At 69.4% G+C, this 20,727-nt stretch carries 18 protein-coding genes; 15 read left to right on the forward strand and 3 right to left on the reverse strand.

Annotated features, from left to right (window positions below; all coding sequences use genetic code 11):
• Nucleotides 1-257 precede the first annotated feature (257 nt).
• Nucleotides 258-1,283 carry a hypothetical protein gene (locus ACIRRY_RS47780; protein ID WP_403986059.1) on the forward strand — a complete coding sequence of 342 codons (1,026 nt, stop codon included), beginning with the start codon at nt 258-260 and terminating at the stop codon, nt 1,281-1,283.
• A gap of 332 nt (nt 1,284-1,615) precedes the next feature.
• Here ACIRRY_RS47780 and ACIRRY_RS47785 read toward each other — a convergent pair whose 3' ends face one another.
• Nucleotides 1,616-1,747, reverse strand: coding sequence for a hypothetical protein (locus ACIRRY_RS47785; RefSeq protein ID WP_403986062.1), 132 nt, complete (start codon nt 1,745-1,747; stop codon nt 1,616-1,618).
• A gap of 168 nt (nt 1,748-1,915) precedes the next feature.
• On the opposite strand from ACIRRY_RS47785, the gene ACIRRY_RS47790 reads away from it, so the two are divergent.
• The 5 genes from ACIRRY_RS47790 to ACIRRY_RS47810 all read left to right on the forward strand — a co-directional run bounded on the left by ACIRRY_RS47790 (nt 1,916) and on the right by ACIRRY_RS47810 (nt 8,408).
• The gene (locus ACIRRY_RS47790) at nt 1,916-4,048 is read left to right on the forward strand and encodes a glycosyltransferase (RefSeq protein ID WP_403986065.1); all 2,133 of its coding nucleotides are present in this window, start codon (nt 1,916-1,918) and stop codon (nt 4,046-4,048) included.
• Nucleotides 4,045-5,325 carry an acyltransferase gene (locus ACIRRY_RS47795; protein ID WP_403986068.1) on the forward strand — a complete coding sequence of 427 codons (1,281 nt, stop codon included), beginning with the start codon at nt 4,045-4,047 and terminating at the stop codon, nt 5,323-5,325. The genes ACIRRY_RS47790 and ACIRRY_RS47795 overlap by 4 nt, the downstream gene beginning before the upstream one ends.
• 194 nt (nt 5,326-5,519) lie before the next feature.
• On the forward strand, nt 5,520-5,660 hold the full coding sequence (locus tag ACIRRY_RS47800; RefSeq protein ID WP_403986071.1) for a hypothetical protein: 141 nt from the start codon (nt 5,520-5,522) through the stop codon (nt 5,658-5,660).
• A 107-nt stretch (nt 5,661-5,767) separates the two neighbouring features.
• Nucleotides 5,768-7,123: a nitrate/nitrite transporter gene (locus ACIRRY_RS47805; RefSeq protein ID WP_403986074.1), complete on the forward strand. Its 1,356-nt coding sequence runs from the start codon at nt 5,768-5,770 to the stop codon at nt 7,121-7,123.
• A gap of 124 nt (nt 7,124-7,247) precedes the next feature.
• Entirely contained in the window at nt 7,248-8,408 is a 1,161-nt protein-coding gene (locus tag ACIRRY_RS47810; protein ID WP_403986077.1) for a uroporphyrinogen-III synthase, read from the forward strand.
• A gap of 188 nt (nt 8,409-8,596) precedes the next feature.
• Here the strand turns inward: ACIRRY_RS47810 and ACIRRY_RS47815 are convergent, their stop codons facing one another.
• The gene (locus ACIRRY_RS47815) at nt 8,597-9,136 is read right to left on the reverse strand and encodes a DUF1772 domain-containing protein (RefSeq protein WP_403986080.1); all 540 of its coding nucleotides are present in this window, start codon (nt 9,134-9,136) and stop codon (nt 8,597-8,599) included.
• A gap of 168 nt (nt 9,137-9,304) precedes the next feature.
• Between ACIRRY_RS47815 and ACIRRY_RS47820 the strand changes: the two genes are divergently transcribed.
• The 6 genes from ACIRRY_RS47820 to ACIRRY_RS47845 all read left to right on the forward strand — a co-directional run bounded on the left by ACIRRY_RS47820 (nt 9,305) and on the right by ACIRRY_RS47845 (nt 16,499).
• Complete coding sequence (locus tag ACIRRY_RS47820) at nt 9,305-9,898, forward strand: CGNR zinc finger domain-containing protein (RefSeq protein WP_403986083.1); 594 nt, start codon at nt 9,305-9,307, stop codon at nt 9,896-9,898.
• A 329-nt stretch (nt 9,899-10,227) separates the two neighbouring features.
• Complete coding sequence (locus ACIRRY_RS47825; protein WP_019056398.1) at nt 10,228-10,749, forward strand: sigma-70 family RNA polymerase sigma factor; 522 nt, start codon at nt 10,228-10,230, stop codon at nt 10,747-10,749.
• A gap of 38 nt (nt 10,750-10,787) precedes the next feature.
• On the forward strand, nt 10,788-11,543 hold the full coding sequence (locus ACIRRY_RS47830) for an anti-sigma factor family protein (RefSeq protein ID WP_403986086.1): 756 nt from the start codon (nt 10,788-10,790) through the stop codon (nt 11,541-11,543).
• Between the two features lie 163 nt (nt 11,544-11,706).
• Nucleotides 11,707-14,043, forward strand: coding sequence for a HelD family protein (locus ACIRRY_RS47835; RefSeq protein WP_403986089.1), 2,337 nt, complete (start codon nt 11,707-11,709; stop codon nt 14,041-14,043).
• Between the two features lie 330 nt (nt 14,044-14,373).
• Nucleotides 14,374-15,801, forward strand: coding sequence for an NAD-dependent malic enzyme (locus ACIRRY_RS47840; RefSeq protein WP_403986092.1), 1,428 nt, complete (start codon nt 14,374-14,376; stop codon nt 15,799-15,801).
• 416 nt (nt 15,802-16,217) lie between these two features.
• The gene (locus tag ACIRRY_RS47845) at nt 16,218-16,499 is read left to right on the forward strand and encodes an HU family DNA-binding protein (RefSeq protein ID WP_019056394.1); all 282 of its coding nucleotides are present in this window, start codon (nt 16,218-16,220) and stop codon (nt 16,497-16,499) included.
• Nucleotides 16,500-16,664: 165 nt separating this feature from the next.
• Here the strand turns inward: ACIRRY_RS47845 and murA are convergent, their stop codons facing one another.
• The gene (gene murA / locus ACIRRY_RS47850) at nt 16,665-18,011 is read right to left on the reverse strand and encodes a UDP-N-acetylglucosamine 1-carboxyvinyltransferase (protein ID WP_043679363.1); all 1,347 of its coding nucleotides are present in this window, start codon (nt 18,009-18,011) and stop codon (nt 16,665-16,667) included.
• A gap of 252 nt (nt 18,012-18,263) precedes the next feature.
• Here murA and ACIRRY_RS47855 point away from each other — a divergent pair, with 252 nt between their 5' ends.
• The 3 genes from ACIRRY_RS47855 to ACIRRY_RS47865 all read left to right on the forward strand — a co-directional run bounded on the left by ACIRRY_RS47855 (nt 18,264) and on the right by ACIRRY_RS47865 (nt 20,726).
• Nucleotides 18,264-18,839 carry a YqgE/AlgH family protein gene (locus tag ACIRRY_RS47855; RefSeq protein WP_403986095.1) on the forward strand — a complete coding sequence of 192 codons (576 nt, stop codon included), beginning with the start codon at nt 18,264-18,266 and terminating at the stop codon, nt 18,837-18,839.
• Between the two features lie 49 nt (nt 18,840-18,888).
• Nucleotides 18,889-19,176 carry a DUF3039 domain-containing protein gene (locus ACIRRY_RS47860; RefSeq protein WP_026178118.1) on the forward strand — a complete coding sequence of 96 codons (288 nt, stop codon included), beginning with the start codon at nt 18,889-18,891 and terminating at the stop codon, nt 19,174-19,176.
• 254 nt (nt 19,177-19,430) lie between these two features.
• Nucleotides 19,431-20,726 (forward strand): extracellular solute-binding protein, encoded by a 1,296-nt coding sequence (locus tag ACIRRY_RS47865; protein ID WP_403986099.1) that lies wholly within the window; start codon nt 19,431-19,433, stop codon nt 20,724-20,726.
• Nucleotide 20,727 lies beyond the last annotated feature (1 nt).

Raw genomic sequence — 20,727 nt, forward strand, 5'->3', positions numbered from 1 at the left:
AGGGCCTGAGCACGGTGTGGTAAGGGGGGCGCGAGGACCGGGTGGGGGCCTGGTTCGGCGGCGTGTGCTCAGGGTCGTCTGCGCACCCGGAACAGTCCCGTGGGGGGATGTGCGTGCGCATGGAAAAGTGGCGAGAAGACGCCCAACCGGAATGGCCCCAAGCTGCATCCGCGACCAGAGACGTACCGGTCATAGGCGGAGAGGTCGAGGCGGCGTTCCCGGAGACCGGAGTGGCTGGAACATCCAGGGTGCCCGGTGTGTCCGGAGTACCTGGAGCGACTAGAGGATCAGAAATTCTGGAGGGCGGCCGGCATGTCGCCAAGGACGGTCGTCATGGTGGTTCGGACGGTCGGCATGCGGGCGCGAGTGGTCGTCATGGCGCCAAGGACGGTCGTCGTACGACCAAGGACGGTCCTCGTGTCGGGAGCGGGTGGCCCGAGCCGCCCGCCGGCAAGGGCGTGTCCGCCGCCGTCGGCGCGGGGATCCTCGCCGATCCCTGGGGTGCGGCAGGGGGGACGGGCGCCGAGGCCGGCGCGGCCGACCCCGACGAGGTGACCGTTCAGCTCGACGGGCCCGCTCAACGGGCGGACGGCGACGGCAAGAAGGGCGGCGGCAAGAGCGGTCCCGGTGCCGGTCACGACGGTTCCGACCGGCCCGTCTTCGTCGACGAGTCCGGCCGTCGCAGCCGTAGGTACCGTCGGATCGGTATGGCCGTCGGGATCGCGTGCGCGGTCTACGCCGTCGTCATCGTCGTCACCCTGTTGTCCGGCAGTTCAGACGCGCCGTGGCTGCCGGTGCCGGGGCAGAAGGACGACGCGCCCGCCGGGAAGGTCGACACCTCGCCGGTGCCGTCCGACTCCGGGCGGCCGTCCGCCGGCGGCGACAGCGTGGCGCCGGGGAACATTCCGACGGCGAGCGACGGTACGACGCCCTCGCCGGGCGCGAAGGCGAGCGCGTCCGGCGCGTCCGCGTCGCCCGGCGCCAAGGCGAGCACGTCCGCGTCGCCCAGGGCGTCCGCCAGCAAGAGCGCCTCGGCGCCCACGGGCGGTGGCGCGAGCAATCCGGTCGTACAGCCCACGCGGGTGTCGTCCTCACCGCCGGCCGACCCGACGCCGACCGTCGGCACGAGCCCGCCGGTCGATCCGACGCCGAGCCCGAGCGCGACGACGGGCACCGGCACGGTGGCCGACGGCCCGAGCAGCCCGTCGCCCGTGGCACACGGGCCGGCCGCTCCTTCGGAACCGGCACCGGTTCCGTCCAAGACCCCGGAGCACATCCTCTGATGGCATCGCACAACCGCCGCGCCAAGGCCACGAACCCGACCCCGGGCGGCCGGCACGGAGCAACTCCGGGATCCCCGGGAGTTCCAATATCTCCGTCGACTCCGGCTGAGGTGAAGGGAGTTGGGCCCGGTACTACGCGGGGAGCCGGGTCCGGTGTCCCTGACGGGGACGGAGCCGGGCCGGGCGTTGCGTATGGAGTCGGGCGCGGGTCTACGACGCGCGGAGCCGAGCCCGGTGCCACGCATCGAGCGGAGCCCGGTGCCACGCATCGAGCCGAGCCGGGCGGCACGCATCGAGCCGGACCGGGGGTTACGCACGGAGTCGGGCCCGGGTCAACGCCCCAGGGAGCCGAGCCCGGTGGCACGCATCGAGCGGAGCAGGGTGGCAGCCATCGAGGCGAGCAGGGTGGCAGCCATCGAGGCGAGCCAGGTGCCGCGCATGCGGCCGCGCCCGGTGCCACGCATGCGGCCGAACCCGGCTACACGAGCGCGGCCGAACCCGGCTACACGAGCGCGGCCGAACCCGGCTACACACGTGCGGCCGAGCCAGGTGCCGCGCATACGCCCGCGCCCCGGACCCCGAAGCGCAGCGCGTCCCGCGCCCGGCGCGATCCCCGGCGCCGTCGCCTGTCCATGCGGTTCCTGCTGCCGATGCTGCTCCTCGTCGCGTTGCTCGCGATGCTGATGCTGCGCGGCTATGTGCACAGCGAGATCCTCGCCGACCACCGGATCCGCCCCGAGGCGGCGACGAACAAGGTGCCGGACAAGATCCTCGACGGCGGCCCGGTCATCGACACCCGCAGCGGCCGTACGACCAGCCTGGACGTGCCGGACCGCGACATCGTCCTGACCTTCGACGACGGCCCCGACCCGACCTGGACGCCCAAGGTCCTGGACGTGCTGAAGAAGCACCACGCGCACGCCGTCTTCTTCGTCACCGGCACCATGACCTCGCGCTACCCGGAGCTGGTCAAACGCATCGTGGACGAGGGCAACGAGGTCGGCGTGCACACGTTCAGCCACCCCGACCTCTCCTTCCAGTCCAAGAAGCGCATCGACTGGGAGCTGTCGCAGACCCAGCTCGCGATCACCGGCGCGGCCGGTATCCGGACGTCACTGTTCCGGCCGCCGTACTCGTCCTCCGCCGACGCGATGGACAACCTGTCCTGGCCGGTGACCGAGTACATCGGCACGCGCGGCTACATCACCGTCGTCAACAACACGGACAGCGAGGACTGGCAGAAGCCCGGCGTCGCGAAGATCATCAGCAATGCCACCCCGCGCGACGGCAAGGGCGCGATCGTCCTGATGCACGACTCCGGCGGCGACCGCCACCAGACGGTCGAGGCGCTGGACAGGTTCCTGCCGGAGATGCAGGCCAAGGGGTACCGGTTCGACAACCTCACCCAGGCGCTCGGCGCCCGCAGCGCGCTCACCCCGGTGACCGGCGTGAACCTCTGGAAGGGCAAGGCGTGGATCTTCCTGGTCCAGGCCTCGGACAGCATCATGGACGTCCTGGTGGTGGGCCTGGCGATCACCGGCTCGCTCGTCATCGCCCGCTTCGCGCTGATGCTGCTGCTCTCCGCCATCCATGCCCGCCGGGTGCGCCGCAAGGACTTCGCGTGGGGCCCGCCGGTCACCGAACCGGTCAGCGTGCTGGTCCCGGCGTACAACGAGGCCAAGTGCATTGAGAACACGGTCCGTTCACTGATGGCGAGCGAGCATCCCGTCGAGGTGATCGTCATCGACGACGGCTCGGCGGACGGCACGGCCCGGATCGTGGAAGCGATGTTCCTGCCGAACGTCCGGGTCGTACGCCAGGTCAACGCGGGCAAGCCGGCCGCCCTCAACAGGGGCCTGGCGAACGCCAGTCACGACATCATCGTGATGATGGACGGCGACACGGTCTTCGAACCGGCCACCGTACGGGAGCTGGTCCAGCCGTTCGGCGACCCGCGCGTGGGCGCGGTGGCGGGCAACGCCAAGGTGGGCAACCGGGATTCGCTGATCGGCGCCTGGCAGCACATCGAGTACGTGATGGGCTTCAACCTCGACCGCCGTATGTACGACATCCTCCGCTGCATGCCGACGATCCCGGGCGCCGTGGGGGCCTTCAGGAGAAGCGCGCTGGAGCGGGTCGGCGGGATGAGCGACGACACGCTCGCCGAGGACACCGACATCACGATGGCGATGCACCGCGACGGCTGGCGCGTCGTCTACGCCGAGAAGGCCCGCGCGTGGACGGAGGCCCCGGAGACGGTCCAGCAGTTGTGGTCCCAGCGCTACCGGTGGTCGTACGGCACGATGCAGGCGATCTGGAAGCACCGGGGCGCGCTGCTCGACCGCGGCCCGTCCGGCCGCTTCGGCAGGGTGGGCCTCCCGCTGGTGGCCCTCTTCATGGTGGTCGCCCCGATCCTGGCCCCGCTGATCGACGTGTTCCTGCTCTACGGCCTGGTGTTCGGCCCGACGGAGAGGACGTTCCTGGCCTGGCTGGGGGTGCTCGCGATCCAGGCGTTCTGCGCGGCGTACGCCTTCCGCCTGGACCGCGAACGCATGACGCACCTCGTCTCGCTCCCTCTCCAGCAGATCCTCTACCGCCAACTCATGTACGTCGTACTGCTCCAGTCCTGGATCACCGCCCTCACCGGCGGTCGTCTGCGCTGGCAGAAACTGCGGCGCACGGGGGTCGTGGAGGCGCCGGGCGGACCGGTACCGGGTCAGCGCGGCGGCAGCGGTAGCGGTAGCGATCGGAGGACCGTGGCATGACGCACGAATACACGGCGGGGTCGGACACGGAGTCGGCCCCGGACCCGGAGTCGACGCCGGTGTACGGGATTCCTCAACAGCGCCGACAGGAACCGGAGTTGGCGCCGGAGTCGAAGAAGCCCAAGCAAGGGGGTGGCCGGGACCGCTACTTGGACCTCCTCCGCTCGATCGCGCTCGTCCGAGTTGTCATCTACCACCTCTTCGGCTGGGCCTGGCTGTCGGTCCTGTTCCCCTCCATGGGCGTGATGTTCGCGCTGGCGGGTTCCCTGATGGCCCGCTCACTGAACCGCCCCGCGCTGGGCGTGATCAAGGGCCGGCTACGGCGACTGCTGCCCCCGCTGTGGGCGTTCAGCGCGGTGGTGCTGGTGATGATGTTCGCGAGCGGCTGGCATCCCCTCAAGGACCCTGATCTGGGCGGCACTTGGTGGGGCGCGGCGAAGCTGTTCGACTACATCGTGCCGTTCGGGGCACCGCCGTATCCGGAGCATCTCGGCTCGGAGTCGGGCCTGTTGGAGAGCACGTGGGCGGACCAGGCGGCGGGCCCGCTCTGGTACCTGCGGGCGTATCTGTGGTTCGTGATCGCGTCACCGCTGCTGCTGTGGGCGTTCCGCAGGGTCCCGTGGGCGACGCTGCTGATGCCCTTGGCACTGACGGCAGTTGTGGGCACGGGCCTGGTCACCATCCCCGGCGAGACGGGCAACGCGGTGTCCGACTTCGCGGTGTACGGCGGCTGTTGGATCCTGGGCTTCGCGCACCACGAGGGGGTGCTGAAGCAGGTCCCGCGCTACCTCACGGTGTCGGGCGCGACCGTGATCATGGGCTTCGGTCTGTGGTGGGCGTCGGGTCATCTGGGCCCGGACGGCTGGGACTTGAACGACATCCCGCTGGCCCAGGCCTGCTGGTCCTTCGGGATCGTGGTGATCCTGCTCCAGTACTCGCCGTCCTGGCAGGAGTTGCCGGGCAGGCTGGCCCGCTGGGACCGCCTCGTGACCCTCTCCAACAACCGCGCCGTCACGATCTACCTGTGGCACAACCTCCTCATCATGGCCACGGTCCCGATCATCGACCAGCTGTACAACCTCCCCTTCATGGAGAGCGACAGCGCGACCGCCCTCCTCGACAAGTCGGACACGTTCCTGATGTTCCTGCTGATCTGGCCGCTCATCGCGGTGGCGATTCTGGCGTTCGGGTGGATCGAGGACATTGCCGCGAAGCGGGGGCCGAGGTTGTGGCCGGACGGGGTCAGGGGTGGGGGGAGTCGGCGGAGGGGGGCTTGAGGGTGGCCATGAGGTGCCGTAGGCCGGTGGGTGTGTCGGCACACGAGTAGCCCCGACCTGTCGGGCGACAGCTTCCTCTGAACCCGCGCCGCCGTCGTGGCGCCGGCCGTGAAGCCTACGAAGCCACACGTCGCGGTCCCCGCTCTTTCGCTCCGTACGCCGAAGACCTCGTCCGGGCGGAGAGCCTGCTCCACGTGCCGGACAAGGCGTACGGCCGCATCACGGGCGAGGAGTGGGATCGCTCCACCCGCTATTCATACGAGTCCTACTCGAACGCCGAGGGGTGGGCCGCTGCCTGGCTTCCCCACCTCACCGCGCCCCTTTCCCGCCCGTGAGAGCAACGTTCCCTTCCGGTCACCCACAGCCACAGCGTGGAAACCCGCCCTCCCTACCTTCGGGATGCATCACCGCTCGTTACCCCGTAGTGCACCGTGGAGGCGTCATGACAGCCACTGGCAAGTGGATCGAGCACTGGGATCCGGAGGACGAGACCTTCTGGCAGGAGACCGGAGAGAAGGTCGCCCGGCGGAATCTCCTGTTCTCCGTGCTCTCCGAGCACATCGGCTTCTCGATCTGGACGCTGTGGTCCGTGCTGGTGCTCTTCATGGGCCCGGAGTACGGGCTGACCCCGGCCGACAAGTTCCTGCTGACGTCGATGGTCACGCTCGTCGGCGCGGTCGTCCGGGTGCCGTACACCTTCGCGGTCGCCGTATTCGGCGGGCGGAACTGGACGATCGTCTCCGCGAGTCTGCTGCTCATCCCCACCATCGCCGCCTTCGTGGTGATGAAGCCGGGGACCTCCTTCGACACCTTCCTCTGGATCGGCCTCCTGGCCGGTATCGGCGGCGGCAACTTCGCCTCCTCCATGACCAACATCAACGCCTTCTTCCCGTTGCGGAAGAAGGGGTGGGCTCTGGGGCTGAACGCCGGGGGCGGCAACATCGGTGTGCCGGTGATCCAGTTGATCGCCCTCGCGATCATCGGGGCCAGTGGCGGGCCGCGCGTGCTGCTCGGGATCTACATCCCGCTCATCCTTCTCGCCGCCACCCTCGCCGCCCTCTTCATGGACAACCTCTCCTCCGTGAAGAACGACACCGGCGCCGCCAAGGACGCCGCGCGGGACTGGCACACCTGGATCATGGCGTTCCTGTACATCGGCACGTTCGGGTCGTTCATCGGGTACGCGTTCGCCTTCGGGCAGGTGCTTCAGGTGCAGTTCGGCCGTACGCCGTTGCAGGCCGCGTATCTCACCTTCATCGGCCCGCTGCTCGGCTCGCTGATCCGCCCCGTCGGCGGCTGGCTCGCCGACCGTTACGGCGGCGCGAAGATCACCCTGTGGAACTTCGTCGCCATGGCCGCCGCCACCGCGATCCTGATCGTCGCCAGCATGCAGAAGTCGCTGCCGCTGTTCGTGACCGTGTTCGTCGTCCTGTTCGTGCTCAGCGGGCTCGGCAACGGGTCGACGTACAAGATGATCCCCGGCATCTTCCAGACCAAGGCCCTCGCGCAGGGACTGGAGGGGGACGCGGCGGCCGCCTACGGGCGGCGGCTCTCCGGGGCCTCCATGGGGCTCATCGGGGCCGTCGGCGCGCTCGGCGGGGTCGGTATCAACCTCGCCTTCCGCCAGTCCTTCCTCTCCTCCGGCTCCGGGACCGGCGCGTTCGTCGCCTTCCTCGTCTTCTACGCCCTCTGCTTCATGGCCACGTGGGCCGTATACCTTCGCCGCCCGACCGCCCAGGCCCAGGCCAAAGCTTCCGCATCCGAGGCGAAGTCGCAGCTCAGCTATGCCGAGGTGTGACGTAACACCGTCGACATAAAGCCGAACCGAGCCTGTCACGCGCCGTTGACAGGCTCGTTCGGCATGTAGGCACCGGGTCATTCCACGTACCACCGCATGTACGACTACGTTCGGGACGAGAGCCATGTACGAACCACCGCAGCGACCGGAAGGCGCCCAGCACGGGCCCCTCTCCGGGTTCACCGTGGGCGTCACCGCCGCGCGCCGCGCCGACGAGCTGGGGGCACTGCTCCAGCGGCGCGGTGCGGCGGTCGTGCACGCGCCCGCGCTGCGCATCGTGCCCCTCGCCGACGACAGCGAACTGCTCGCCGCCACCAAGGAGTTGATCGACCAGGCGCCCGATGTCGTAGTGGCCACCACCGCGATCGGGTTCCGGGGGTGGGTCGAGGCCGCCGACGGGTGGGGGCTCGGGGAGGCGCTCCTCGACCGGTTGCGCGGGGTGGAACTGCTCGCCCGCGGGCCCAAGGTGAAAGGGGCGGTGCGCGCCGCCGGGCTCACCGAGGAGTGGTCGCCCTCGTCCGAGTCCATGGCCGAGGTGCTCGACCGGCTGCTGGAGGAGGGTGTCGAGGGCCGCCGCGTCGGTATCCAACTGCACGGTGAGCCCCTGCCCGGGTTCGTGGAGTCGCTGCGGGCGGGTGGCGCCGAGGTCGTCGTCGTGCCCGTGTACCGGTGGATGCCGCCCGAGGACATCGCCCCGCTGGACCGGCTCCTGGACGCCACGGTCTCCCGGGGCCTGGACGCCCTGACGTTCACCAGCGCGCCGGCCGCCGCGTCGCTGCTCTCCCGGGCCGAGGTCCGCGGCCTGCTGCCCGAACTCCTCGCCGCCCTGAACCACGACGTCCTCCCGGCCTGCGTCGGTCCCGTCACCGCGCTGCCCCTCCAGAACCACGGCATCGGCACGGTCCAGCCCGAACGCTTCCGGCTCGGCCCCCTCGTCCAACTCCTCTGCCAGGAACTCCCCGGCCGCGCCCGCACCCTGCCGATCGCGGGTCACCGGGTGGAGATCCGCGGCCACGCGGTCCTCGTGGACGGTGCGCTACGGCCGGTTCCGCCGGCCGGTATGTCGTTGCTCCGGGCGTTGTCCCGGCGGCCCGGCTGGGTCGTCGCCCGCGCTGAACTCCTCCGTGCCCTTCCCGGCGCCGGGCGCGACGAGCATGCCGTAGAGACGGCAATGGCCCGCCTTCGTACGGCACTTGGGGCGCCGAAGCTGATTCAGACGGTGGTGAAGCGGGGGTATCGGCTGGCGTTGGATCCGGCGGCGGACGCGAAGTACTCCGACGGGTGACCGGGTGTTGGTGCGGGGCGTTGATGCGGGCTGGTTGGTGCGGGGCGTTGATGTGAGCGTCCCTGGGGGCTGCCGCCCCCAGACCCCCGCTTCGGCCCCGAAAGGGCCTCGTCCTCAAACGCCGGACGGGCTGATTCGCGGGCCTGTGCTGAAAAGGTGCCGGACAGGATGATTCATGCCGGCCTGTATCAAGAAGTCGCCCTGCGCTGAGCAGGACCCCCGCGCTGCGAAGCCGCCCCCCGCCGAAATCCCCCGTACGACACCAACGCCCGCGCCAGGCACCCCACCGCCGCCGTCGACAACACCCCCCGCACCACATTCCACCCCACCCACGCGTCCTCGAACCGTTCCCGCGCCACCCCCACATCCGCCGTATCCGCCAGCCGGTCGTTCAGCGGAATGTTGAAGGCGATCGTCACGAGGAACGCCAGGGCGTACGCGACCAACCCCGCCCACACCCAACCCCGGTACGGCCTCCCACGCGCCTGCCACGCCGACACCGCCGTCAGCAGCAGCGCCCCCATGAAGCTCAGGAAGAACACCGGGTTCTGGATCACGTCGTTGATGTTCCGCATCACCTCGACGAACACCCGGTCGTCGCTGCGCGCCAGCGCCGGCATCACCGCGCAGGCGAAGACGTAGAAGACCCCGGCGATCAACCCCATCGCGACCGTCGCCGCACCCAGTACCCAACCCGCCCTGCCGGTCCCGTTCTCGTTCTCTGTCATGCCCTCCAGTCAACGGACCCGGCGCCCCCGCCGACATCGCCCAGACGCGCACGCGCATACGCGGCCGTCCACGCGCGCTCGGTACGAGGGGTTCCGGCCGCGCGACCGGGCAGGCACTGTAGGGAGAACGGTTCCCCGACCGGGTAATCCCTAGGCGGTGACAGGCACATGGCACTGGGTTCGACCATGGTCCCGTACGAGCTGCGCTTCGACGCCGGGCGGATCTGTCTGGATCTCCTCGCGACCACGCATCCCGAGGAACGGCTCGACGCACCGGAGCCGTTGCGTGCGTGGATCGTCCGCTCGGGGCTCGTCCCGGCGGCCACACCGCTCGCCCACGTCGATTCCGCCTGGCTTGTGGGCTTTCGTGAACTCCGCGGGCAAGTAGGGCAGTTGGTCCGCAGTAAAGCGTCCGCCGACAGCCGGCCGTACGAACTCGCCCTCGCCCACGTCAACGACCTCGCCCGCGCCGCGCCCCCGGCCCCCCGTGCCGTACGCGACGAAGGCGGCGCGCTGGTGCGGCAGTTGGACGGTCCGCCGGGGTGTGCCGCGCTGCTCGCGGTGATCGCCAGGGACGCGGTGGAGCTGCTCACCGATCCGGTCGCACGGGCCTCGTTGAGGGAGTGCGCGGGGGACAACTGCCCGATCGTCTATCTCGATACGTCCCGGGGGCGACGGAGGCGCTGGTGCTCCAGCGAGGTGTGCGGGAACCGCGAAAGAGTGGCCCGGCATCGACGGCGCGCGGCGCTCGCCCGAGCCTGAGAATCCCATATGTGGCTTCTGTGAAGTGATGGGTTGTCAATTGTCGAAGTGATTTCGACAACAGTGCGTTTCAGTTCGGCGGGGTGCGGGCAGCCCGCGTGATCTTGCTCGTGTGGTGGAAATGTAAAGATCGTACGGTGGGAATGTGCACTCATGTCCCGCTCGTCACGTCACTTCCAGGAAAACTGTCGCCTCACGTTGAACACTCGCCCACCGGCCCGCGTACCTCTCCCTGAGCGACCGACTGGGGGAACCCCCGGACACCGGAGGTGGGCGTGCGCAAGGATTCCGTCGTGGCCAATGAACACGCACCGAGGGCCCGACATCGCATGTCCCAGTCCTCGGAACCTGATGAGGAGCTGATGCGTGCCCTGTACCGAGAGCACGCCGGACCCTTGCTCGCCTATGTGCTGCGGCTCGTCGCCGGCGACCGGCAACGTGCCGAGGACGTGGTGCAGGAGACGCTCATCCGGGCCTGGAAGAACGCCGGCCAGCTCAACCGGGCGACCGGATCGGTACGACCCTGGCTGGTGACGGTCGCTCGGCGCATCGTCATCGACGGGCACCGCAGCCGGCAGGCCCGGCCGCAGGAGGTGGACCCGTCGCCGCTGGAGGTCATCCCCGCGGAGGACGAGATCGACAAGGCGTTGTGGCTGATGACACTGTCTGACGCGCTGGACGACCTGACCCCGGCCCACCGGGAGGTGCTCGTCGAGACGTACTTCAAGGGACGTACCGTCAATGAGGCGGCCGAGACGCTTGGCATCCCCAGTGGCACGGTGCGCTCAAGGGTGTTCTACGCCCTTCGATCGATGAAGCTTGCTCTGGAGGAGCGGGGGGTGACGGCATGAGCATTTACGGGGGATACGGAACGGGTAGTCCTGGTTCCATGCAGGGATCTCAGGGCTCGAACGAACACGAGACCGTCGGCGCTTACGCCCTCGGGATTCTCGATGACGCCGAAGCAACCGCTTTCGAGGCCCATCTCGCCACCTGCGAATGGTGCGCCCAGCAGCTCGACGAGCTGGCCGGGATGGAACCGATGCTGGCGGCGCTCGCGGATCTGCCGGGCTCCGGCACCCCCGCGATCGGCGAGTCCCTGTCCGCGAAACCCAGTCCACGACTGGTGGAGCGGCTGGTCGACGACGTCGGTGACCGGCGAGCCCTCAAGCGTCGGCGCAGTTTCTACATGATCGCCGCCGCTGCCGCGCTGATCATCGCGGGACCGCTGGCCGTGATCGCGGCCAACGGCGGCAACAGCTCGGGTGACACCCCGGCGGTGGCCACCGCGAAGACCACCTTCGACACTTTGTCCGACAAGGTCTCGGCCACGGACAAGACCACGAAGGTCACGGCGACCGTGGCGATGTCCAAGAAGGACTGGGGCACCCTCGGGGTCGTCGAGCTCAGCAACGTCAAGGGCCCGCTGAAGTGCTCCCTGATCGCCGTCGGCAAGAACGGCGAACGCGAGACGATGAGTTCCTGGTCGGTCCCGGCCTGGGGTTACGGCATCGCCAACGCCACCAAGGCGGAGGCCAAGAGCCCGCTCTACGCCCAGGGCGGCGCGGCCTTCACACCGAACGAGATCGACCACTTCGAGGTCATGACCTTCGACGGCAAGAAGCTCGTGGCGGTCGACGCGTAAAGCACGTAACAACCGGCCGGTTGTGGTGTGTGGGGCCCGGAACGCGGAAGGTGCGCGTGCCGGGCCCCGCGTCTTTGTCAAGATCCACCGGGCAGGCCCCTCGCTACGGAGGCCTTTTTTCGCGTACGGTTGACGGCTGCCCAGCACGTCAGAAGGGGGCCCGGTGGCCGCACAGGCTCAACAGGAAACCGCGCTCGACACGGTGTCCGACAAATCCGCCCAGGATTCGCTACGGGACCGGGAGATCAGCGTCGAACAGGCACACCTGGACCGGGTGTACCGGCGGCTTGAGGAGAAGATCCACGAGGCAGAGTTCCTCATGAACGACGCGGCCAAGCGCGGCCAGGTCGGCACGCCCGGCGCGCTCGCCGAACGGGACGCACAGGTGTTCCGCGCCGGCATCCATCTCAACCGGCTCAACAACGAGTTCGAGGACTTCCTCTTCGGCAGGATCGACCTCCTGCTCGGCGAGGACGGCAAGAAGGGACCAGACGGCGCCTACACCGCCGTAGAACCGGCCGAAGGCTCCGTGCGGGACGACAGCACCGCCGACATCGCCGAGACCCTGCACATCGGCCGGATCGGAGTCCTCGACTCCGAGTACGCGCCGCTGGTCATCGACTGGCGGGCGCCCGCCGCGGCGCCCTTCTACCGCTCGACCCCGGTCGACCCGGGGCGGGTCGTACGCAGACGCGTCATCCGGTCCAAGGGGCGGCGGGTGCTCGGGGTCGAGGACGACCTGATGCGGCCGGAGCTGACCGCCTTCCTCGAAGGCGAGCAACTGGCCGTCATCGGCGACGGCGCCCTGATGGCCGCGCTCGGCCAGGCCCGCAGCCACACCATGCGCGACATCGTGGCGTCCATCCAGGCCGAGCAGGACCTGGTGATCCGCGCCCCCGCCGCCTCGGTGACCTATGTCGAGGGCGGCCCGGGCACCGGGAAGACGGCCGTCGCCCTGCACCGCGCCGCCTACCTGCTCTACCAGGACCGGCGCCGGTACGCGGGCGGCATCCTCATCGTCTCGCCGACCCCGCTGCTCGTCGCGTACACGGAGGGCGTCCTGCCGTCCCTCGGCGAGGAGGGCCAGGTCGCCATCCGGGCCATCGGCTCGCTGGTCGACGGCGCCGAGGCCACCCTGTACGACTCCCCGGCCGTGGCCCGCGCCAAGGGCTCGTACCGCATGCTCCGCGTCTTGCGGAAGGCCGCGCGCGGTGCCCTGGAAGCGAGCGAGGCACCGGCCCGGCTGCGGGTCGTCGCCTTCGGGCGGCGGCTCGAACTGGAGGCCGTCGATCTGGAGCGCGTCCGGCAGAGTGCCCTCAGCGGTACGGCGCCCGTCAACATGCTGCGGCCGCGCGCCCGCAAGCTGCTGCTGGACGCCCTGTGGGAGCGCTCCGGTTCGGCCGGCCGGCATACCGATCCCGAACTGGCCGCCGAACTGCGCTCGTCCTTCGACGAGGACATCGCCAGCGAGGACGACTTCATCGCGTTCCTCGACGCGTGGTGGCCCGAACTCACGCCGCGCACCGTCCTGGCGTCGATGTCCGACGAACGGAAACTCGGCCGCTGGGCCCGGCGCATCCTCAACCCCGGCGAGGTCCGCAGGGTCGCCCGCGCGCTGAAGCGGGACGGCCTCTCGGTCCACGACGTGGCGATCCTCGACGAACTCCAGGCGATCCTCGGCACCCCGGCCCGCCCCCGCAAGCGGCGCGACCTGGACCCGCTGGACCAGCTCACCGGCCTGGAGGAGCTGATGCCGACGCGTGAGGAGTCGCAGCGCGAACGGGCCGAGCGGCTCGCCCAGGAGCGCGTCGAGTACGCGCACGTCATCGTGGACGAGGCCCAGGACCTCACCCCGATGCAGTGGCGCATGGTCGGCCGCCGCGGCCGGCACGCCACCTGGACGGTCGTGGGGGACCCGGCCCAGTCCTCCTGGTCCGACCCCGACGAGGCCGCCGAGGCCCGTGACGAGGCACTCGGCTCCCGCCCCCGCCGCCGCTTCACCCTCACCGTCAACTACCGCAACCCGGCGGAGATCGCGGAGCTGGCGGCCAAGGTCCTGGCCCTGGCCATGCCCGGCTCCGAGTCGCCGTCCGCGGTCCGTTCGACCGGAGTGAAGCCCCGTTTCGTGGCTACGAACAATGAGCACAGCGCCGTCGTACGGAACTCGTTGTCGGAGTCGGTCCGCGCGGAGGCCGCCCGGCTGCTCGACCAGGTCGACGGCACAGTCGGCGTGGTCGTCGCCATGAACCGCCGTGAGGAGGCCCGCCGTTGGCTCACCGGCCTCGGTGACCGGGTCGTCGCCCTCGGCAGCCTGGAGGCCAAGGGTCTGGAGTACGACGCGACGGTCGTCGTCTCGCCGGCGGAGATCGCCGACGAGTCGCCCGCCGGCCTGCGGGTCCTGTACGTCGCCCTCACCCGCGCGACCCAGCAGCTCACGGTCGTCTCCGCCGAGCGGGACGAGCCCGACGCGAACGGGGTGCCGGACCTTCTCAGGGACTGATCCAGGTACTCACCCAGGGGTGCTTTATATGAACTCTCGGGATGGGAATGGTCTTACGGGATCTGTTTGTTAGCCTGGATGTGACACCGGCCCGATCCAAGCCCCCGGGCCCAACCTTCGTCGCTTAGAGCGACCACTTGCCGCGAGGCGAGCATGGCGGGTCGGTGTCACTGAACGCGAGAGAGGCCCCCGTCACGGGAAAAGTGGCGGGGGCCTCTTTTTCTCGCGAACAAAACGTTCGCAATCGGGGGCGGCTAACGCCTACCCGGCAGTAGGTGCGACCATCGGAGCGCGTACTCAGCTCAACGGTGAAAGCAGAGGAAGTCGGCCATGGCTACGGCGCCCAGCGTCTCCTACTCGATCACGGTCCGTCTGGAGGTGCCCGCCAGCGGAACGGCGGTATCCCAGATCACCACGGCCGTGGAGTCCCACGGAGGCTCGGTGACCGGCCTCGACGTGACCGCCTCCGGCCACGAGAAGCTCCGGATCGACGTCACCATCGCGGCGTCCTCCACCGCCCACGCCGACGAGATCGTCCAGCAGTTGCGCGGCATCGAGGGCGTCACGCTGGGCAAGGTCTCGGACCGTACGTTCCTCATGCACCTCGGCGGCAAGATCGAGATGCAGTCCAAGCACCCGATCCGCAACCGTGACGACCTCTCCATGATCTACACCCCGGGCGTGGCCCGCGTGTGCATGGCGATCGCGGAGAACCCCGAGGACGCGCGCCGCCTCACCATCAAGCGCAACTCCGTCGCGGTCGTCACCGACGGCTCGGCCGTGCTCGGCCTCGGCAACATCGGTCCCATGGCCGCGCTGCCGGTCATGGAGGGCAAGGCGGCCCTGTTCAAGCGCTTCGCCGGCATCGACGCCTGGCCGCTCTGCCTGGACACCCAGGACACCGACGAGATCGTCGCGATCGTCAAGGCGATCGCCCCGGGCTTCGCCGGCATCAACCTGGAGGACATCTCCGCGCCGCGCTGCTTCGAGATCGAGGCCCGGCTGCGCGAGGCCCTCGACATCCCCGTCTTCCACGACGACCAGCACGGCACCGCGATCGTCGTCCTCGCCGCGTTGACGAACGCGCTGCGGGTGGCCGGCAAGGGCATCGGTGACATCCGGGTCGTCATGTCCGGCGCGGGCGCGGCCGGTACGGCCATCCTCAAGCTGCTGCTCGCCGCCGGCGTCAAGAACGCGGTCGTCGCCGACATCCACGGCGTCGTGCACGCCGACCGCGAGGACCTGGTCGACGCCAAGCCCGACTCGCCGCTGCGCTGGATCGCCGACAACACCAACGTCGAGGGCCTGACGGGCACGCTGAAGGAGGCCGTGCGCGGCGCCGACGTCTTCGTCGGTGTCTCCGCCCCGAACGTCCTCGACGGCGACGACGTGGCCGCGATGGCCGAGGGCGCGATCGTGTTCGCGCTCGCGAACCCGGACCCCGAGGTCGACCCGACGATCGCCCGTCAGACGGCGGCTGTCGTGGCCACCGGCCGGTCGGACTTCCCGAACCAGATCAACAACGTGCTGGTCTTCCCGGGTGTCTTCCGCGGTCTGCTGGACGCGCAGTCCCGCACCGTCAACACGGAGATGATGCTCGCCGCCGCGACCGCACTCGCGAACGTGGTGTCCGAGGACGAGCTGAACGCGAACTACATCATCCCCAGCGTCTTCAACGACAAGGTCGCGGGCGCGGTCGCCGGCGCGGTGCGCGACGCCGCGAAGGCCGCGGGAGCGACGGCGCCCGCCGCGTCGTAGGTCCGTCCCGGCCCCTCGGTCGGTGGGTGTGCGGCGGTTGTGAGGATCGCCACGGCCGCCCGCACATCGGCGCGTCGCGGAACCCGGGGCCTTCGGCGGCCGTTTATCGTGGCGGCCAGGTTCGGGCCTGTCCAGGCCTGGGCCCTCGCCGCCGGGAGCCGACGAAGCGTCACCACGCTGATGCGGTGGCGCTCTTCGTGTGACTCCCAAGGGTGTTCTCGCGACTCCTACGGGTGCCGGATTGGCTTTCCCGCCGCAGGTAGGGGCAGGATGCGTCTTCGGGCGCGAGGGTCTGGACGACGGACCCGGGTCCGGGGACTCACCGAGGACCCTGGCAGCATCGGCTTCACCGTGCCCGATATGCGGCTCCGCCGCGTGGCACGCCTCAAACGGCAAGAAGAACACGGGAGTACAACATGAACCGCAGTGAGCTGGTGGCCGCGCTGGCCGACCGTGCCGAGGTGACCCGCAAGGACGCCGACGCCGTTCTGGCCGCGTTCGCCGAGACCGTCGGCGAGATCGTCTCCAAGGGCGACGAGAAGGTCACCATCCCCGGCTTCCTGACCTTCGAGCGCACCCACCGTGCCGCTCGCACCGCGCGCAACCCGCAGACCGGCGACCCGATCAACATCCCCGCCGGTTACAGCGTCAAGGTGTCCGCGGGCAGCAAGCTCAAGGAAGCCGCCAAGGGTAAGTAAGGGCGCCTGTTCGCCGTTACGGCTTGGCGCCGTGGGCGACTGCGGGTCAGCCGTGGCTGGTCGCGCAGTTCCCCGCGCCCCTTTGGGGCGCTCAGCACAACGCCGACAGGGGCGGCCACCCGAGTCCGGGTGGCCGCCCCATCGACGTTCGTACGACAGTTGCCGCTAGCCGAGCGCCTTGCCCGGGAGTTCGACCTTCGCGCCGAGCTCCACGAGCTTCTCCATGAAGTTCTCGTAGCCGCGGTTGATGAGGTCGATGCCGTGGACGCGGGACGTGCCCTGGGCCGCCAGCGCCGCGATGAGGTACGAGAAGCCGCCGCGGAGGTCGGGGATGACCAGGTCGGCGCCCTGGAGGCGGGTCGGGCCCGAGACGACCGCCGAGTGCAGGAAGTTGCGCTGGCCGAAGCGGCAGTGCGAGCCGCCAAGGCACTCGCGGTAGAGCTGGATGTGCGCGCCCATCTGGTTGAGCGCGGAGGTGAAGCCGAGCCGGGACTCGTAGACCGTCTCGTGCACGATGGAGAGGCCGGTCGCCTGCGTCAGCGCGACGACCAGCGGCTGCTGCCAGTCCGTCTGGAAGCCCGGGTGCACGTCCGTTTCGAGCGCGATGGACTTCAACTGGCCACCGGGGTGCCAGAAGCGGATGCCCTCGTCGTCGATCGCGAAGGCACCGCCCACCTTCCGGTAGGTGTTGAGGAACGTCATCATCGAGCGCTGCTGCGCGCCCCGGACGTAGATGTTGCCCTCGGTCGCCAGCGCCGCCGACGCCCAGGACGCGGCCTCGAGGCGGTCCGGGAGGGCCGCGTGGGTGTAGCCGCCGAGCGAGTCCACACCGGTGATGCGGATCGTCCGGTCGGTGTCCATGGCGATGATCGCGCCCATCTTCTGCAGTACGCAGATGAGGTCCTCGATCTCCGGTTCCACGGCCGCGTTGGCGAGTTCGGTGACGCCCTCCGCCAGCACCGCGGTCAGCAGCACCTGCTCGGTCGCGCCGACGGACGGGTACGGCAGCTGGATCTTGGTGCCGCGCAGCCGCTGCGGAGCCTCCAGGTACTGGCCGTCCGCCCGCTTCTCGATCTTCGCGCCGAACTGCCGCAGCACCTCGAAGTGGAAGTCGATCGGCCGGCCGCCGATGTCGCAGCCGCCGAGACCCGGGATGAACGCGTGCCCCAGTCGGTGGAGCAGCGGACCGCAGAACAGGATCGGGATGCGCGACGAACCCGCGTGGGCATCGATGTCGGCGACGTTGGCGCTCTCGACGTGCGACGGATCGAGCACCAGCTCGCCCGGCTCCTCACCCGGACGGACCGTCACCCCGTGCAGTTGCAGCAGTCCGCGTACGACACGAACGTCACGGATGTCCGGTACGTTGCGCAGTCGACTTGGCTCACTGCCCAACAGGGCGGCGACCATGGCCTTGGGTACGAGGTTCTTCGCACCGCGGACACGGATCTCGCCCTCGAGCGGGGTTCCGCCGTGGACAAGCAGTACGTCGTCTGAGCCGTTGACGGTCATGAATCTCGCGTTCCGTGGAGTTGGGCAGGGGCCGAAGACGTAAGCGTAATGGCCGCCCACCCCCCTTCAGAAAGCCCAAGGACCGCTCAGCCACGTCATAGCTGTGTCACAACACGAACCGTTCCCAATCGGGCACATGGGGTCACGGGGTGTCGTGTGCGCGGCGAACGCATCGGTGCGCCCTGAGCTGCATTCACTCGGGTACCCACATTGGCTCCCCCATCACGGCGAAGATGCGGGATCATGTCTGGCATGACCGAGGTGTCCTCGCTCACAGGGCGGTTGCTCGTGGCAACACCCGCCCTGGCGGACCCGAACTTCGACCGCGCGGTGGTGCTCCTTCTCGACCACGACGAGGAGGGCTCCCTCGGTGTCGTCCTCAACCGCCCGACCCCCGTGGACGTCGGCGACATCCTGGAGGGCTGGGGGGATCTCGCCGGTGAGCCGGGAGTCGTCTTCCAGGGCGGCCCGGTCCAGTTGGACTCGGCCCTCGGCGTCGCCGTCATCCCGGGCGGCGCGTCGTCCGCCGAGCGCGCCCCGCTCGGCTGGCGGCGGGTGCACGGCGCGATCGGACTCGTCGACCTGGAGGCACCGCCGGAACTGCTGGCCTCCGCGCTCGGCTCGCTGCGGATCTTCGCCGGGTACGCCGGCTGGGGGCCCGGGCAACTGGAGGACGAACTGGTGGACGGCGCCTGGTACGTCGTCGAGTCGGAGCCCGGGGACGTGTCGTCGCCGGCCCCGGAGAGACTCTGGCGCGAGGTGCTGCGCCGCCAGCGCAGCGAGCTGGCGATGGTGGCGACGTATCCGGACGACCCTTCCCTGAACTGAACGGCCCTTGGCGGAACTGATGCCCCCGAGCTTCAGTACCCTTGGCCCTATGAGCACTCTTGAGCCCGAGCGCGGGACTGGTACGGGGACCCTCGTAGAGCCGACGCCCCAGGTGTCGCACGGTGACGGGGACCATGAGCGCTTCGCCCATTACGTCCAGAAGGACAAGATCATGGCGAGCGCCCTCGACGGCACTCCCGTGGTGGCGTTGTGCGGGAAGGTCTGGGTACCGGGCCGCGACCCGAAGAAGTACCCGGTGTGTCCCATGTGCAAGGAGATCTACGAGTCCATGGGCTCGGGCGGGGACGGCGACAAGGGCAAGGGCGGCGACAAGTAGTCGTTCGGCCGGCCCGACTTTCCGAGGCTCTCGGTTTCTGAGGCCCTCGGGGCGCACTTCGGTGCGCCCCGAGGGCCTTTCTCATGTTTCGACGGCTTTTCGGCGATCTTTCGCGTGTCACGAAGTGGTTGAGACCTCTTGTGGCCGCGTTCATCTACTCCTTAATCTCCGTGGTGTTGTGCAGAGCGAAACGCCCATTGCATATGTTGCAACGCACGCCCGGATTCACGCCCGGATTCCCGGAGGAACGCTCCATGAAGCTCGCCCCCAGATTCGCCGTACTCCTGGCAGCCGCCGCTGTCGTCGCCGGCTGCGCGCCCCAGACCTCCGACAACTCGTCCTCCGACCAGGACGACACGAGCGGCACCCTGCGGGTGTGGCTCTTCCAGGAGGTCGGCAACGACCCGAAGGCGAAGGTCGTCGACTCCGTAGTGGCCGCCTTCGAGAAGGCCCACAAGGACACCGAGGTGGACGTCGAGTACATCCCGATCGACACCCGCGCCCAGCGCGTCAAGGCCGCCTTCAACGACCCGAAGTCCGCGCCCGACGTCATGGAGTACGGCAACACCGACACGGCCGGTTACGTCCACGACGGCGGACTCCTCGACGTCACCAAGGAGTTCGGCGCCTGGAGCGAGGCCAAGGACACCGACCCGACCGCCAAGCAGTCCGTCACGGTCGACGGCAAGCTGTACGGCTCCCCGTTCTACGTCGGCGTCCGCGCCCTCTACTACCGCATCGACGTCTTCAAGGACCTGGGCCTCCAACCCCCCAAGACCATGGCCGAGTTGGCGGCCACCGCCCGGAAGATCCACAAGGCGAAGTCCGACCTCTACGGCCTCGTCGTGGGCGGCGCCTACACGTACGGCGCGATGCCCTTCGTGTGGGCCAACGGCGGCGAACTCGCCACGGCGAAGAACGGCACGTACACCTCCGCGATCGACAGCGCCGCCGCCCAGAAGGGCATCAAGGCCTACACCTCGCTCTTCACGAGCGACAACTGTCCCGCCGCCAAGTGCGCGGTGATGGGCGGCAACGACACGATCACCGCGTTCGCGGCCGGCAAGGCGGGCATGGCGATCGGCGGCGACTTCAGCCACAGCGCGGTCGAGGCGGGCAAGGTCAAGGGCAAGTACGCGGTCGTGCCGTTGCCCGGTGTCGCGTCCGGGTCGGTCGCTCCCGCGTTCGCCGGGGGCAACAACATCGGTGTCCTGAAGAGCACTTCGCACCGCACGCTCGCGGTCGATCTCATGGAGCAGCTCACCTCGAAGGCGACGCAGGCCTCGATGTTCGACGCGATGGGGTTCCTGCCGACGTTCACGGACGTCCGTGACGCTGCCGCGGCGAGGATGCCGTTCGAGAAGCCGTTCGTGGAGACGTTGGCCGCGGGGACGAAGTTCGTTCCCGCGTCACCGGGTTGGTCGGAGATCGACTCGTCGTTGGTGGTGCCGACGATGCTGCAGGAGGTCATCAGCGGGAAGAAGAGTGTGGCTGGGGCTTCGGGGGATGCGGCGACGAAGATGAACTCCGCGTTCAGCTCCGCGGGTTGAC

Origin of the sequence: Streptomyces sp. NPDC101776, assembly GCF_044766845.1 — a bacterium.
GTDB lineage: Bacteria > Actinomycetota > Actinomycetes > Streptomycetales > Streptomycetaceae > Streptomyces.